Origin of the sequence: Actinomadura kijaniata NBRC 14229, from assembly GCF_001552175.1 — a bacterium.
GTDB lineage: Bacteria > Actinomycetota > Actinomycetes > Streptosporangiales > Streptosporangiaceae > Spirillospora > Spirillospora kijaniata.
Window position 1 is genome coordinate 42,697 of the sequence record NZ_BCQR01000024.1, and the last position, 13,587, is coordinate 56,283.

Below are 13,587 nucleotides of genomic sequence, written 5' to 3' on the forward strand. Positions count from 1 at the left end.
ATGTCCGCCATCGCCGCCGTCTCCGGCAACCTCGGCTCCATCGCGTACGGTCTGGCCGCCATCGGCCCCGGTATCGGCGTGGGCATCATCTTCGGTCAGGGTGTGCAGGCCATCGCCCGCCAGCCGGAGCTGACCAACGTCATCCGCCAGAACATGCTGCTGGGCTTCGCTCTCACCGAGGCGCTGGCGCTCATCGGTTTCGTCGTGCCCTTCGTGCACCAGTAACCGACTCCTTCCCACTACATAAGAGGAAGGCGGAACCCTCATGACGAACCTGCTGGCCGCGTCCGTCGCGGCCCAGGAGGGGCAGCAGCACTACAGCCCGCTGGCCCCGGAGCCGGCCGAGCTGGTCGTCGGCACGCTCGCGTTCCTGATCGTGCTGGCGCTGGTCGGCTGGAAGCTCGTTCCGGCGATCCGCAAGACGCTGGAGGAGCGCACCGAGGCCATCGAGGGCGGTCTCAAGAAGGCCGAGGACGCCCAGGCAGAGGCGCAGGCGCTGCTCGCCAAGTACAACGAGCAGCTCAAGGAGGCCCGGCACGAGGCCTCCCGCCTGCGCGAGGAGGCCCGCGAGCAGGGCGCTGCGATCATCGCTGAGATGAAGGAGCAGGCCCAGGCCGAGGCCCGGCGCATCACCGAGGCCGCGCAGGCGCAGATCGAGGCCGAGCGGCAGCAGGCGCTGCAGTCGCTGCGCGCCGAGATCGGCGCGCTGTCGGTCGAGCTGGCCGGCCGTGTGGTCGGCGAGTCCCTGGAGGACAGCGCCCGCCAGAGCCGCGTCGTCGACCGGTTCCTCGAGGAACTCGAGGAGCGCGCTCGTACGCAGGAGCAGATCACATCATGACCATCACGGGAGCGGTGAGCAGGGCGTCGCTGGCCGAGGCCAGGGAACGGCTGGAGGCGGTCCTTCCGCAGGCCGACCTGGACACGCTGGGCGGCGACCTGTTCGCGGTGCTGCACCTGATCGACCGCGAGCACGGCCTGCGACGGGCGGTCTCCGACCCGTCCCGGGACGGCGCCGACAAGGCGCGGCTCGTCCAGGTCCTGCTCGAGGGCAAGGTCTCGCCGGCCGCTCTCGAGCTGGTCGCCGACGTCGTGCGGCTGCGCTGGTCCAAGCCGTCGGAGCTGGCGGACGCGGTGGAGGTCCTCGCGGTCACCGCCGAGTCCGCGCGCGCCGAGGGGCAGGGCCGGCTGGACGACCTGGAGGACGAGCTGTTCCGGTTCTCCCGGGTCGTCGAGGGCGAGCCGCAGCTGCGCGGCGCGCTGTCGGGCCCGGGCCTGCCGGACGAGCGCAAGCTGGGGCTGGTGACCGAGCTGCTGGAGGGCAAGGTCACCCCGTCGGCGCTCACGCTGATCACCGAGCTGGCGCTCCGTCCGCGAGGACGTAGCCTGGAAGGTGGGCTCGCCGAGTACGGCCGTCTGGTGGCCCAGCGCCGCCAGCGCCTGGTCGCGCTCGTACGCACCCCGGTGGAACTGAGCGAGCAGCAGCGCACCCGGCTGGCCGCGGTGCTCGCCGCGGCCTACGGGCACGAAGTACACCTGAACATCGAGCTCGACCCCAGCACGATCGGCGGCCTGTCGATCCAGATCGGGGACGAGATCATCGACGGCACGATCGCCGGACGGCTGGACGACGTCCGCCGGCGGCTCGCGAGCTGACCAAGCTGACGAGCTGACCCCAAAGGGAGCAAGAGAGGAATCATGGCGGAGCTGACGATCCGTCCGGACGAGATCCGGAACGCGCTGGAGCGCTTCGTCCAGTCGTACGAGCCTGAGGCCGCCGCGCGCGATGAGGTCGGCACCGTTGTCGATTCCGGCGACGGTATCGCCCACGTCGAGGGCCTGCCCTCCGCGATGGCCAACGAACTCCTGGAGTTCGAGGACGGCACCCGTGGCCTGGCTCTGAACCTGGACGTGCGTGAGATCGGCGCTGTTGTCCTGGGTGACTTCAGCAAGATCGAGGAGGGCCAGAAGGTCCGCCGGACCGGCGAGGTCCTCTCGGTCCCGGTCGGCGACGGCTTCCTCGGCCGCGTCGTGGACGCGCTGGGCAACCCGCTGGACGGCAAGGGCGCCATCGAGGCGACCGAGCGTCGTGCGCTGGAACTGCAGGCCCCGACCGTCGTGCAGCGGCAGTCGGTCAAGGAGCCGCTGCAGACCGGCATCAAGGCCATCGACTCGATGACGCCGATCGGCCGTGGCCAGCGCCAGCTCATCATCGGTGACCGGCAGACCGGCAAGACCACGGTCTGCATCGACACCATCCTGAACCAGAAGGAAGCCTGGGAGACCGGCGACCCCAAGCAGCAGGTGCGCTGCATCTACGTCGCGATCGGCCAGAAGGGCTCCACGATCGCGAACGTGCGCCGCCAGCTGGAGGAGGCCGGCGCGCTGGAGTACACCACGATCGTGGCGGCCCCGGCGTCCGAGCCCGCGGGCTTCAAGTACATCGCCCCCTACACCGGGTCGGCGATCGGCCAGCACTGGATGTACCAGGGCAAGCACGTCCTGATCGTCTTCGACGACCTGTCCAAGCAGGCCGAGGCCTACCGCGCGGTGTCGCTGCTGCTGCGCCGCCCGCCGGGCCGTGAGGCGTACCCCGGTGACGTCTTCTACCTGCACTCGCGTCTGCTGGAGCGCTGCGCGAAGCTGTCGGACGACATGGGCGGCGGCTCGATGACCGGCCTGCCGATCATCGAGACCAAGGGCAACGACGTCTCGGCGTTCATCCCGACCAACGTCATCTCGATCACCGACGGCCAGTGCTTCCTGGAGACGGACCTGTTCAACCAGGGCGTCCGGCCGGCCATCAACGTCGGTATCTCGGTGTCCCGAGTCGGCGGTTCGGCGCAGATCAAGGCGATGCGCAAGGTCGCCGGCACCCTGCGTCTGTCCCTGTCGCAGTTCCGTGACCTGGAGGCCTTCGCGGCCTTCGCCTCCGACCTGGACGCGGCCTCCCGCGCCCAGCTGGAGCGCGGCGCCCGCCTGGTCGAGCTGCTCAAGCAGCCGCAGGGCTCGCCGTTCCCGGTCGAGGAGGAGGTCGTCTCGGTGTGGGCCGGCACCTCCGGCGAGCTGGACGACGTCCCGGTCGGTGACATCGCCCGCTTCGAGCGCGAGTTCCTGGACTACCTGAAGCGCCAGCACTCGGGGCTGCTGCCGGGCATCCGCGAGACCGGCCAGCTCACCGACGACGGTCTGACCACCCTCAAGGACGCCATCACGGGGTTCAAGAAGGGCTTCGAGACCAGCGAGGGCAAGCTGCTGGGCGAGGACGAGTCGGTCGAGCCCATCGCCGACGAGGACGTCCAGCAGGAGACGATCACCCGCGTCAAGAAGGACTGACCTAGATGGCCCAGCTTCGGCAACTGCGGCAGCAGATCAGGTCGGTCCAGTCGACCGCCAAGATCACGCGTGCCCAGGAGATGATCGCGACTTCGCGCATCGTCAAGGCCCAGCAGGCGATGGAGGCGTCCAAGCCGTACGCCGAGCAGATCGTCCAGGCCCTGTCCGCGCTGGTGAGCCACCACGTCGGGATCGACCACCCGCTGCTGAACGAGCAGCCGGAGGACAGGCGGAGCGCGGTCCTGGTGATCACCAGTGACCGCGGCTTCGCGGGCGGCTACAACGCCAACGTCATCCGTGAGGCCGAGGCTCTGATGGCGCGCCTGCGCGAGCAGGGGCGCGAGCCCGTCCCCTACGTGGTCGGTAACAAGGGCATCACCTGGTACCGGTTCCGGGACCGGGAGATGGTCGAGACGTGGAGCGGTTTCAGCGACCGCCCGACGTTCCCCAAGGCGGAGGAGATCGGACGCCGCCTGGCCGAGGACTTCCTGAAGACCGACGAGAACGGCGGCGTCGGGGAGATCCACGTGGTCTACACCGAGTTCGTCTCGATGCTGACCCAGCAGGTCCAGGTGCGCCGGCTGCTCCCGCTGGAGGTCGTCGAGCGCGACGAGGCGGAGGCCAAGGTCGACGTCCTGCCCGCCTACGAGTTCGAGCCGTCGGCGGGCGCGGCGCTGGACCTGCTGCTGCCCAACTACATCGAGAGCCGCATCTTCCACATGCTGCTCCAGTCGGCCGCCTCCGAGCACGCCGCACGGCGTCGCGCGATGAAGTCGGCGACCGACAATGCCAACGAACTGATCGGTGTCTACACGCGCCAGATGAACCAGGTGCGGCAGGCTGCGATCACCCAGGAAATCAGCGAGATCGTCGGTGGCGCTGACGCGCTCGCCGATTCTGGCGGGGAGTGAGAATGACTACTCAGGTAGAGGAGACGGCGACGGCCACCGGGCGCGTCGCCCGGGTCATCGGCCCGGTCGTCGACGTGGAGTTCCCCGCCGACGCCATTCCGGAGATCTACAACGCGCTGAAGGTGGACGTCACCCTCGGCGCGGAGACCAAGACGCTGACCCTGGAGGTCGCCCAGCACCTGGGTGACAACCTGGTCCGCGCCATCTCGATGCAGCCGACCGACGGCATGACGCGCGGCGCGGCCGTCGTCAACACCGGCGCCGGGATCTCGGTGCCGGTCGGCGACATCACCAAGGGCCACGTGTGGAACGCGCTGGGGGAGACCCTGGACGTCCCCACCGCGTCCCTGGAGATCAACGAGCGCTGGGCCATCCACCGCAAGCCCCCGGCGTTCGACCAGCTGGAGTCGCGGACCGAGATGCTGGAGACCGGCATCAAGGTCATCGACCTGCTGTCGCCCTACGTCAAGGGCGGGAAGATCGGTCTGTTCGGTGGCGCCGGTGTGGGCAAGACGGTCCTCATCCAGGAGATGATCCGTCGCGTCGCCCGCAACTTCGGTGGCACCTCGGTGTTCGCCGGTGTGGGCGAGCGCACCCGTGAGGGCAACGACCTCTGGGTCGAGATGGACGAGGCCGACGTCCTGAAGGACACCGCCCTGGTGTTCGGCCAGATGGACGAGCCGCCGGGCACGCGTCTGCGCGTCGCCCTGTCGGGCCTGACCATGGCCGAGTACTTCCGGGACGTCCAGAAGCAGGACGTGATGTTGTTCATCGACAACATCTTCCGCTTCACCCAGGCCGGTTCCGAGGTGTCGACCCTGCTGGGCCGCATGCCGTCCGCGGTGGGTTACCAGCCCACCCTGGCCGACGAGATGGGTGTGCTCCAGGAGCGCATCACCTCGACCCGCGGTCACTCGATCACCTCCATGCAGGCGATCTACGTCCCCGCGGACGACATCACCGACCCGGCGCCGCACACCACGTTCGCGCACCTCGACGCGCGGACCGTGCTCTCGCGGGCCATCTCCGAGAAGGGCATCTTCCCGGCGGTGGACCCGCTGGACTCGTCCTCCCGGATCATGGACCCGCAGGTGCTGGGCCGGGAGCACTACGAGGTCGCGCAGGAAGTCCGCCGGATCCTCCAGAAGTACAAGGAGCTCCAGGACATCATCGCGATCCTCGGTATCGACGAGCTGTCCGAAGAGGACAAGGTCACCGTCAACCGGGCCCGTCGCATCGAGCGCTTCCTGTCGCACCCGATGTACGTGGCCGAGCAGTTCACCGGCCAGCCCGGTGTCACGGTGCCGAAGGACGAGACGGTCGCCTCGTTCAAGGCGCTCACCGAGGGCAAGTACGACCACATCCCCGAGCAGGCCTTCTTCATGTGCGGCGGCATCGAGGATGTCGAGCGCAAGGCCAAGGAGCTGGAGAAGTAGTCCGCTCCGGAGGGACCGGCCCGCCGCCGACGGGCGCCGGTCCGGTCCCTCCGGTCCGCTCCAGAATCCGGAGGAACGAACGTGGCAACCCTGAAGGTCGGCCTGGTCTCGCCCGAGCGCGAGGTCTGGTCCGGCGAGGCCAGGATGGTGGTCGCGCAGACCGTCGAGGGCCAGCTCGGCATCATGCCGGGCCACGCCCCGGTGCTGGGCGTGCTGCTGGACGGCAGCGAGGTGAAGATCGAGCCCGCCGACGGCGGCGAGTGGATCACCGCGGCGGTCGGCAGCGGCTTCTTCTCCGTGGCCGACAACGAGGTGTCGGTGCTGGCCGAGCAGGCCGAGCTGGGCACCGAGGTGGACCGCGAGCACGCCCGCCAGGCGCTGTCGCGGGCCCAGTCCGAGAACGACACCGTCGGCGAGCGGCGGGCGCGGGCGCGCCTGCGCGCGGCCGGCGCGGAGGCGTGACCCGAGAGGGGACAGCGCCCCGCGAGGGGCGACGCCTCCCCGGTCCGGTGCGTCCCGCCCACCCGGCGGGACCGCTCGGGCCGGACCGAAGCTTCGACCGTGACCGGCGGGCCGCACGGCCCGCCGTCGCGCTCTTCGTGGAACGCGCGCGGTGCGCCTCACCCGGGGCGCCGCGCGCAGGCGAGAACGGCGGGGGGACGTGACCGGGCAACTGGCTCTGGACGCCGGCGTGGTGCTGGCCGGTGTCGTGCTGCTGGTCGCGTTCCTGTTCGCCCTGATGTCGCTGCGCCGCTGGCTGCTGGTACGCGGCGGCGGCGCGGTCGAGTGCAGCCTGCGGACGCTCCCGTCGCCCGGCGGGTCCGGCGAGGAGTCCGGCCCGTGGCGGCTGGGCATCGGCCGCTACAAGGGCGACGTGCTCCAGTGGCACCGCGTGTTCGGTTTCCGTGGCAGACCCCGGCAGGTGATCCACCGCCGGGGTCTTGTCGTGGCGGGGCGGCGTGAGCCGGATCCCGCCGAGGCCGAGGGGCTGCTGCCCGAGGTCAGCATCATCGAGGTCCGCGACGGCGACGCCGCCATGGAGCTGGCGATGGGCTCGGCGGCGCTGACGGGCTTCCTGTCGTGGCTGGAGGCCGCGCCGCCCGGTTTCCCGGTGGACGTCCCCACCGAGGGCCTGGACTGAGGGTTCCGGTTCCCCCTACCGAACCGGTCACGAAAAGGTCTCAGCGAGGTCGCGGACCTTGTAGCGAATCGGTCATCAACGCTTTGATCGGCGCATCCTGTGCAACTTCATGCTGCATCACCCCGCTTCCGCTCCATCACTCTGTTCTCCCCCCGATCGACAGGAGTGCACGTTGCGCAAGCTCGCCATCGGAGCCGCCGCCGTGCTGGCCGCCACCCTGGTGACGGTCCCGCCGGCCGAGGCCGCGCCCGATCTGGCCTCGCTGGTCACGCTCAAGGACGTCCGTAAGCACCTGCAGAGCCTGCAGACCATCTCCGACTACAACGGCGGCAGCCGGGCCGTCGAGACGCCGGGTTACGAGATCTCGGTGAAGTACGTGGTCAGCCAGCTCAAGAAGGCCGGCTTCACGCCCACGGTGCAGCCGTTCTCCTACACCTCCGTGGAGGAGAAGACCCCCACCGTCCTGGCGCAGACCGCGCCGGACCAGGCCGCCTACAAGCTCGGCACCGACTTCACGCTGTCCGGTGAGACGGGCAACGGCGACGTCAACACCTCCGTGACCGCCGTGGACGTGCCCGCGCCGGGCCAGGTCGGCGACGCCGGCTGCGAGGCGGCCGACTTCGCCGGTTTCCCCCAGGGCAACATCGCGCTGATCCAACGCGGCGCCTGCCCGTTCGAGCAGAAGTTCAACAACGCCAAGGCCGCCGGCGCCTCGGCCGTGGTGTTCTACAACCGCCCCGACGAGCCGGGCCTGCTCAACCCGCTGCTGAACGGCAAGCGCGACATCCCGGTGGCGTTCGCGACCCGTGAGCTGGGCGGCGAGCTGGCGAAGCTGGCCCAGGCGGGCGGCCTGAAGCTGCGGCTGAAGGTGGACCTGGCCGAGGTCACCAAGAAGAGCACCAACGTGATCGCCGAGACCAAGTGGGGCCGCTCCGACAACGTGGTGGTCGTCGGCGCGCACCTGGACGGCGTCCACGAGGGTCCGGGCATCAACGACAACGGCACCGGCTCGGCCGCGATCCTCGCCGCCGCGCAGAAGATCCACAAGCTGGGCAAGAAGCAGATCCGCAACAAGGTCCGCTTCGCCTGGTGGGGCGCCGAGGAGGAGGGCCTGCGGGGCTCCACGGCCTACGTGGCGGGCCTGTCCGCCGAGGAGCGGGCCAAGATCGCGCTGAACCTGAACTTCGACATGCTGGGCTCGATCAACGGCATCCGCGGCATCTACGACGGCGACAACTCCAGCGGGCAGAACCCGACGGTGCCGCCGGTGGGCTCGGGCGCGATCGAGAAGACGTTCGCCGACTACTACGCCAAGCGCAAGCTGCCCACGATCGAGACCGAGTTCAGCGGCCGCTCCGACTACGGGCCGTTCATCGAGGTCGGCATCCCGGCGGGCGGCCTGTTCTCCGGCGCCGAAGTGATCAAGACGCCGGAGCAGGCGAAGCTGTTCGGCGGCACCGCGGGCCAGCCGTACGACCCGTGCTACCACCAGGCCTGCGACACCATCAAGAACATCGACTGGAAGCTGCTGGACACGCACGCCGACGGTGTCGCGTTCGCGACCCAGGCGTTCGCCAAGAGCACTTTGCCCGTCAATGGCGAGACACGACGCGTCCGGAGCCTGCGCGGCCCGGCGATGCAGTACAAGGGAGACCGCGCGGTCTACTGACCGCCGTCGTCTCCGCGATGACGAGGGCCGCGTCCGGGAACGGACGCGGCCCTTCGCCGTCCGTCGCGCCGATCTGACAGGAGCGCGTGTTGCGCAAGTTCGCCCTCGGGGCCGTGGTCGCGCTGCCGGTGGCCCTGCTGCCGGTGACCCTGACGGTCCCGCCCGCCGCGGCGGGCCCCGACCTGGCCCGGTCGGTCACGGCCAAGGACGTCCGCCGGCATCTGGAGAGCCTCCAGGCCATCGCCGAGGACAACGGCGGCGACCGGGCCATGGAACGGTCCGGTTACGACGCCTCGGTGAAGTACGTGGTCGGCCGGCTCAGGAAGGCGGGGTTCAGGCCGGCGGTGCGGCCGTTCACGTTCCAGCGCTGGGAGCCCAGGATGCCGCCGGTGCTGACCCGGGTCGCGCCCGGGGAGGCGGCCTACCAGCACGGCACCGACTACGCGGTGATCGAGCACTCCGGATCCGGTGACGTGACCGCGGGGGTCACCCCCGTGGACGTGCCCGCCGACGGCGGGGTCGGCGACGCGGGCTGCCAGGCGGAGGACTTCGCGGGCTTCCCCAGGGGGAACATCGCGCTCGTGCAGCGCGGCACCTGCAACTTCGTGGTGAAGGCCGACCACGCCAGGGCCGCGGGCGCGTCCGCCGTGGTGATCTACAACCGCCCCGGCCAGGGCGGCCTGGTCCGGCCGTCGCTGGAGGCCCCGCGCCCGCTGCCCGCCGTGTTCGTCACCCGCGAGGTCGGCGCGGACCTGCTCGACGCGGCGCGCGAGGAGACGCCGCGGCTGCGGATCAGGGCCGACTCCAGGTACGTCAGGCATCGCAGCAGCAACGTCATCGCCGACACCCGGTGGGGGCGGCCCGACAACGTCGTGGTGGTCGGGGCGCACCTGGACAGCGTTCCCGGCGGCGCGGGCGTCAACGACAACGGCACCGGCGTGGCGGCGGTCCTGGCGGTCGCCCAGAAGATCCACAAGCTGGGGAGGAAGCAGATCCGCAACCGGGTCCGCTTCGCGTTCTGGGGCGCCGAGGAGGAGGGCCTGCGGGGCTCCAGGGCCTACGTGAAGAGCCTGCCGGCCGCCCAGCGGTCGAAGATCGCGCTGAACCTGAACTTCGACATGCTCGGCTCGGTCAACGGCGTCCGCGGCGTCTACGACGGCGACGGCTCGACCGGGTCCAACGGCGCCAAGCCGCCGCCGGGCTCGGGCGCGATCGAGAAGACCTTCCGGGACTACTACGCCAGGCGAAGGCTGCCCGTGGTGGAGACCGAGTTCAGCGGCCGGTCCGACTACGGGCCGTTCATCGAGGCCGGCATCCCGGCGGGCGGGCTGTTCTCCGGCGCCGAGCTGAAGAAGACCCCTGAGCAGGCGAGGCTGTTCGGCGGCCGGGCGGGGGAGCCGTACGACCCGTGCTACCACCAGGGCTGCGACACCATCGGGAACGTCGACTGGAAGCTGCTGGACACCCATGTCGACGGGGTCGCGTTCGCGGTCCAGCGGTTCGCCGGGGGCGCGCTGCCGGTCAACGGCGACGTCCGCAAGCGGGCGCGTGCGCTCCGGGCGGCCGGACCCGGCCCGTTCGCGTGGGTGGGGGACCGTCAGGTCCGCTGATCCGCCGGTCGTCCGCGACGACGCAGGCCGCGCCCTTCCGGGCGCGGCCTCTCTTTTTCCCAAGATTTGTGGCCTAACCGAGACAAAACCGAAGCAATATCTACTCTTGCCACCTCTGAGCTTAAATCCGGCTTTTCGCCCAGTTGAACTCCCCCCTCAGAGGAGCGCATATTGCGTAGGTTCGCTCTCGCCGCCGCGGCCGTCGTCGCGGTGTCCACGGTCGCGGCGCCCACGGCCCACGCGGCCGCCGCGCCGGACCTGGCCAAGCTGGTGACCCTCAAGGACGCCGACAAGCACCTGAAGGCGTTCTCCCAGATCGCCAAGTACAACGGCGGCAACCGCGCCGCCGGGGAGCCCGGCTACGACGTCTCGGTGAAGTACGTCGTCAGCCAGCTCAAGAAGGCGGGCTACCAGCCGAAGCTGCAGGAGTTCCCCTTCGACTACTACAAGCAGCTCGGCAACGGGGCGCTGGAGCAGACCGCCCCGAACAAGGTCGCCTACAAGGTCGACACCGAGTACAACACCATGGACTACTCCGGCGCCGGCGACGTCACCGCCGCCGTGACGGCCGTGGACGTCCCCGCCGAGGGCCAGGCGGGCTCCTCCGGCTGCGAGGCCGAGGACTTCTCCGGCTTCCCCAAGGGCAACATCGCGCTGATCCAGCGCGGCACCTGCAACCTGATCGTCAAGGCCGAGAACGCCAAGGCGGCCGGGGCCTCGGCGGTCGTCATGTACAACCGCCCCGACGCCCCGGGCCCGATCACCGGCGCGACCATGGGAGCGCCTCCCGGGCTGCCCACCCTGTCGGTGACCCACCAGATCGGCCGCCAGCTCATCCCGTCCGCCCAGGCGGGCACGCTGCGGCTGCGCGTCAAGTCCGAGACCCGCAACGAGAAGCGCAAGACCCACAACGTGATCGCCGAGACCAAGTGGGGCCGCTCCGACAACGTGGTGGTCGTCGGGGCGCACCTGGACGGCGTTCCCGAGGGTCCGGGCATCAACGACAACGGCACCGGCTCGGCCGCGATCCTGGCGGTCGCCCAGAAGATCCACAAGCTGGGCAAGAAGCAGATCCGCAACAAGGTCCGCTTCGCCTGGTGGGGCGCCGAGGAGATCTCGCTGGTCGGCTCGACGTACTACGTCAACAACCTGCCGGCCGCCGACAAGGCCAAGATCGCCCTCAACCTGAACTACGACATGCTGGGCTCGGTCAACGGCGTCCGCGCGGTCTACGACGGCGACGACTCCCTCGGCGCGGGCACCAACCCGCCCGCGGGCTCCGGCGCCATCGAGAAGATCATCAACGGCTACTACGCCAAGCGGAAGCTGCCGACCGTCCCGTCCGAGTTCAACGGCCGCTCCGACTACGGGCCGTTCATCGAGAACGGCATCCCGGCGGGCGGCATCGACAGCGGCGCCGACGGCGTCAAGACCCCCGAGGAGGTCAAGCTGTTCGGCGGTGAGGCGGGCAAGGTCTACGACCCCTGCTACCACCAGGCCTGCGACACGCTGAAGAACGTGGACCGCAAGCTGTTCGACACCACGCTCGACGGTGTCGCGTTCGCGGCCCAGCGGTTCGCCAGGAGCACGCTGGAGGTCAACGGCGAGGCCAGCCGCCGCGTGGCGAAGCGCTCGGTGCGCCTGACCCCGGCGCCCGCGCACGGCCACAGCCTGAGCTGACCGGCCCGACCGGTTCCCGGCTCGTGACGCAGGGCCCCGTCCGCTTCCGGACGGGGCCCTGTGCCTTGGGGGCCCGTGCCCTGGGGTCCTGTGCCGTGCGGTGGCCCGTGATGCGCTCGTGACACAACCTTCACAAGATCGACTCTTGTTGTGTAAGGGGGCAAATGCCACGATCCAGGCACCCCTCTCCCCCCGCCACAACCGACAGGAGCGACATTGCGCAGAATCGCGATCGGCGCGGCGGCCCTCCTCGCCGTCTCCGCCGTCACGGTCCCGACGGCGAACGCGGCCAGCGCCCCCGACCTCGCCAAGCTCGTCACGGTCAAGGACATCCGCAAGCACCTGCAGGCCCTCCAGCAGATCTCCGACTACAACGGCGGGAACCGCCAGTCGGGACGTCCGGGCTACGACATCTCGGTGAAGTACGTCGTCAGCCAGCTCAAGAAGGCCGGTTACGACCCCAAGGTGCAGAGCTTCCCGTTCTGGGTGTTCGACCAGCTCGGCCCCGGCGCGTTCGAGCAGGTCGAGCCCAACAAGGTGAGCTACAAGGCGGGCACCGAGTACGGCACCTACGAGTACTCGGGCAGCGGCGACGTCACCGCCAAGGTCACCCCCGTGGACCTGGACGGCGACCATGGCCCCGGCGGCAGCTCCGGCTGTGAGATGTCGGACTTCGCGAACTTCCCCAAGGGCAACATCGCGCTGATCCGCCGCGGCACCTGCGTCTTCGGCGACAAGGCCAAGAACGCCGCCGCCGCGGGCGCCTCCGGCGTCATCATCTACCAGCGCACCGGGGCCGACGTCCCCAACGACCCGCCCGCCGTCTTCGGTCTCAGCGAGCCCGCGCCGTTCCCGGTCCTGGGCACCACCTACAAGATCGGCAACGAGCTGGCGGCCTCCGCCAAGGCCGGAACGCTGAAGGTGCGGCTGAAGTCCGACACCCGCAACGTCTCCCGGCCCACCTACAACGTCCTCGCCGACACCAAGTGGGGCCGCTCCGACAACGTCGTGGTCGTCGGCGCGCACCTCGACAGCGTGCACGACGGCGCCGGGATCAACGACAACGGCTCCGGCTCGGCGGCCATCCTCGCGATCGCCAAGCAGGCCCACAAGCTCGGCAAGAAGGGCCTGAAGAACAAGGTCCGCTTCGCCTGGTGGGGCGCCGAGGAGGCCGGGCTGCTCGGCTCGACCCACTACGTGGACACCCTGCCGGCCGCCGAGAAGTCGAAGATCGCGCTCAACCTGAACTTCGACATGCTCGGCTCCACCAACTTCGTGCGGTTCGTCTACGACGGCGACAACTCGCTGGGCAACCCGACCGTCCCGCCCGCGGGCTCCGGCGCGATCGAGAAGACCTTCGTGGACTACTTCGCCAAGCGGGGCCTGAAGACCGAGCCGACGGCGTTCGACGGGCGCTCCGACTACGGGCCCTTCATCGAGAGCGGCATCCCGGCGGGCGGCCTGTTCTCCGGCGCCGAGGGCATCAAGACCCCCGAGCAGGCCAAGATCTACGGCGGCACCGCGGGCCAGCCCTACGACCCGTGCTACCACGCCGCCTGCGACGGCATGAAGAACATCAGCTGGACCGCCCTGGACCAGCTGAGCGACGGCGCCGCGCACGCGACGCAGCGGTTCGCGCGCAGCACGCTGCCGGTCAACGGCGAGGCCCGCAAGGCGCGCGCGCTGCGCGCCCAGACCCACGCCCCCATCTGGAAGGGCGGCAAGGTCGTTCGCTGACCCACCACCCCGGAGGAACGGGGCCGCGTCCGGTTTCCGGGCGCGGCCCCGTGCCGTTCGGGGGTGAACT

The 13,587-nt window shown here is 70.1% G+C and carries 12 protein-coding genes; all 12 read left to right on the forward strand.

The window, feature by feature from the left end; all coding sequences use genetic code 11:
• The 12 genes from atpE (at window position 1) to AKI01S_RS09070 (ending at window position 13,517) form a co-directional block, all read left to right on the forward strand.
• Window positions 1–225, forward strand: coding sequence for an ATP synthase F0 subunit C (gene atpE, locus AKI01S_RS09015; protein WP_067813864.1), 225 nt, complete (start codon window positions 1–3; stop codon window positions 223–225).
• 40 nt (window positions 226–265) lie between these two features.
• Entirely contained in the window at window positions 266–838 is a 573-nt protein-coding gene (locus AKI01S_RS09020) for a F0F1 ATP synthase subunit B (protein WP_067813866.1), read from the forward strand.
• Window positions 835–1,653, forward strand: a complete 819-nt coding sequence (locus AKI01S_RS09025; RefSeq protein WP_067813868.1) for a F0F1 ATP synthase subunit delta — start codon at window positions 835–837, stop codon at window positions 1,651–1,653. Before AKI01S_RS09020 ends, AKI01S_RS09025 begins: the two co-directional genes overlap by 4 nt.
• Before the next feature lie 42 nt (window positions 1,654–1,695).
• Window positions 1,696–3,333 (forward strand): F0F1 ATP synthase subunit alpha, encoded by a 1,638-nt coding sequence (gene atpA / locus AKI01S_RS09030; RefSeq protein WP_067813870.1) that lies wholly within the window; start codon window positions 1,696–1,698, stop codon window positions 3,331–3,333.
• A gap of 5 nt (window positions 3,334–3,338) precedes the next feature.
• Window positions 3,339–4,244: a F0F1 ATP synthase subunit gamma gene (locus AKI01S_RS09035; protein ID WP_067813872.1), complete on the forward strand. Its 906-nt coding sequence runs from the start codon at window positions 3,339–3,341 to the stop codon at window positions 4,242–4,244.
• Between the two features lie 2 nt (window positions 4,245–4,246).
• Entirely contained in the window at window positions 4,247–5,680 is a 1,434-nt protein-coding gene (gene atpD / locus AKI01S_RS09040) for a F0F1 ATP synthase subunit beta (RefSeq protein ID WP_067813874.1), read from the forward strand.
• An 81-nt stretch (window positions 5,681–5,761) separates the two neighbouring features.
• Window positions 5,762–6,142, forward strand: a complete 381-nt coding sequence (locus AKI01S_RS09045; RefSeq protein WP_067813876.1) for a F0F1 ATP synthase subunit epsilon — start codon at window positions 5,762–5,764, stop codon at window positions 6,140–6,142.
• 199 nt (window positions 6,143–6,341) lie between these two features.
• Window positions 6,342–6,821 (forward strand): DUF2550 domain-containing protein, encoded by a 480-nt coding sequence (locus tag AKI01S_RS09050; protein ID WP_067813966.1) that lies wholly within the window; start codon window positions 6,342–6,344, stop codon window positions 6,819–6,821.
• A 172-nt stretch (window positions 6,822–6,993) separates the two neighbouring features.
• Window positions 6,994–8,490, forward strand: coding sequence for a M28 family metallopeptidase (locus tag AKI01S_RS09055; protein WP_067813878.1), 1,497 nt, complete (start codon window positions 6,994–6,996; stop codon window positions 8,488–8,490).
• A gap of 86 nt (window positions 8,491–8,576) precedes the next feature.
• Window positions 8,577–10,100 (forward strand): M20/M25/M40 family metallo-hydrolase, encoded by a 1,524-nt coding sequence (locus tag AKI01S_RS09060; protein ID WP_245681534.1) that lies wholly within the window; start codon window positions 8,577–8,579, stop codon window positions 10,098–10,100.
• A 171-nt stretch (window positions 10,101–10,271) separates the two neighbouring features.
• Entirely contained in the window at window positions 10,272–11,780 is a 1,509-nt protein-coding gene (locus AKI01S_RS09065; protein ID WP_067813882.1) for a M28 family peptidase, read from the forward strand.
• Window positions 11,781–11,996: 216 nt separating this feature from the next.
• A complete protein-coding gene (locus AKI01S_RS09070) occupies window positions 11,997–13,517 on the forward strand; it encodes a M28 family metallopeptidase (protein WP_067813884.1) in 1,521 nt (506 codons plus the stop codon).
• The last annotated feature ends 70 nt before the right edge of the window (window positions 13,518–13,587 follow it).

Excerpts from the sequence above, each read along its gene's own strand:
- atpE (WP_067813864.1), top strand. The coding sequence starts at position 1 with ATGTCCGCCATCGCCGCCGTCTCCGGCAACCTCGGCTCCATCGCGTAC.
- AKI01S_RS09020 (WP_067813866.1), top strand. The coding sequence starts at position 266 with ATGACGAACCTGCTGGCCGCGTCCGTCGCGGCCCAGGAGGGGCAGCAG.
- AKI01S_RS09025 (WP_067813868.1), top strand. The coding sequence starts at position 835 with ATGACCATCACGGGAGCGGTGAGCAGGGCGTCGCTGGCCGAGGCCAGG.
- atpA (WP_067813870.1), top strand. The coding sequence starts at position 1,696 with ATGGCGGAGCTGACGATCCGTCCGGACGAGATCCGGAACGCGCTGGAG.
- AKI01S_RS09035 (WP_067813872.1), top strand. The coding sequence starts at position 3,339 with ATGGCCCAGCTTCGGCAACTGCGGCAGCAGATCAGGTCGGTCCAGTCG.
- atpD (WP_067813874.1), top strand. The coding sequence starts at position 4,247 with ATGACTACTCAGGTAGAGGAGACGGCGACGGCCACCGGGCGCGTCGCC.